The organism is Neobacillus drentensis (genome assembly GCF_036966985.1).
GTDB lineage: Bacteria > Bacillota > Bacilli > Bacillales > Cytobacillaceae > Neobacillus > Neobacillus drentensis_E.
The window spans coordinates 1-902 of record NZ_JBALSN010000624.1 but is presented as its reverse complement, the minus strand read 5'-3'; the positions used below and the strand labels follow the sequence as shown (position 1 = coordinate 902).

Genomic DNA, 902 nt, shown 5'->3' with positions numbered 1-902 from the left:
CTGCATTCTGATTGAGATTTTGTAATGCCTCTTTGTATTCGCTTTCTAAACTATTAATTATTTCAGACACTGATTCAATTTTATTGATGGCCCCGACACCATGTCCTGCTGACCAAATATCGCGCCATGCTTTCGCATTTGATTCCCTCTGCATACTATCAAAGTTAACTTGATCTTTTTTGACAAGTGATTCGGGATCTAAACCTGCCTTTTTAATACTAGGCACCAGCATGTTACACATGACGCCGGAGAAAGCATCGGTTAATAGGATATCCTCTTGCGTGGATTCAACGAGCATTTGTCGGTACTCATCATTAGCCATACTTTCAGTCGCAACGATAAACCTTGTTCCCATATAGGCAAGATCTGCCCCCGCTGCTTGTGCAGCTAAAATCCCCTTGCCGGTAGAAATTGAACCAGCAAGGATAATGATTCCATCCCAGAAGTTGCGGACCATATCGACGAAGGCAAAACTGTTAATTTGGCCAGCATGACCTCCTGCACCGCTTGTCACCAAAATTAAGCCATCGACACCAGCTTCAGCCGCTTTTTTAGCAAATTTCAAATCACTTACATCCGAGAATACGAGCCCGCCATATTCATGAACAATATCAACAACTAATTTCGGACTTCCTAAAGAGGTAATTACCAATTGAGGCCGATGCTTTTTAATCAATTCAAGTTCTTCCTGCAGGCGGCCGTAGGAACTATGTACAACCATGTTCATCGCCCACGGTGCAATCTTTCGGTTAGGTTCGAGGGCCCGTGCCTCATCCAACTCTGCATTTAATTGCCCCATCCACTGATCAAGAACTTCAATGGGTCTTGCATTTGGAGCAGGAAAAGAACCAATTACCCCATTCAGACAACAATTTTTTACGAGCTCGGTGCCTGACACCAAA

1 protein-coding gene is annotated in these 902 nt (G+C 43.8%); it reads right to left on the bottom strand.

Going from position 1 to position 902, the window contains the following annotated elements:
• Positions 1-901: NAD(P)H-dependent flavin oxidoreductase (locus V7659_RS29260; protein ID WP_420491787.1), on the bottom strand; the 901-nt coding region annotated here is incomplete at its 3' end.
• Between the last annotated feature and the right edge of the window lies 1 nt (position 902).